This window comes from Bowmanella dokdonensis, assembly GCF_017254865.1.
In the GTDB taxonomy this organism is placed as follows: Bacteria; Pseudomonadota; Gammaproteobacteria; order Enterobacterales; family Alteromonadaceae; genus Bowmanella; species Bowmanella dokdonensis.
In genome coordinates, this window is sequence record NZ_JAFKCV010000196.1 from 1 (window position 1) to 350 (window position 350).

General features: G+C 55.1%; 1 protein-coding gene. It reads left to right on the plus strand.

Annotation, left to right across the window (positions count from 1 at the left end; all coding sequences use genetic code 11):
* On the plus strand, nucleotides 1-350 hold a 350-nt coding region (locus J0A66_RS22205), incomplete at both ends, for an outer membrane protein assembly factor BamB family protein (RefSeq protein WP_206576004.1).

The window sequence follows — 350 nt, forward strand, 5'->3', positions numbered from 1 at the left end:
GGCAAGTTAAAGTTAAAGGCGAAGTCCTTGCTAAGCCCGCCGTTGCAGAAGGCCTGGTGGTGGTGAATACTGGCGCCGGGATCATGTTCGCTTTGGATGCCGAAACCGGTGAACAGCAATGGCTGTATGAGTCGGAAGTTCCGCCGTTGTCATTGCGAGGCATTTCAGCCCCTACAACGTCATCCGGTGGCGCTATGGTGGGAACCGCATCTGGTAAGCTGGCCGTGGTGATTATGGAAAATGGTCAGGTTGCCTGGGAACAGGCCGTGACAGCCCCCACCGGTGCGACAGAGCTTGACCGCCTGGTGGATATTGATGTTGAGCCGCTGATATTAGGTGGTGTTATCTAT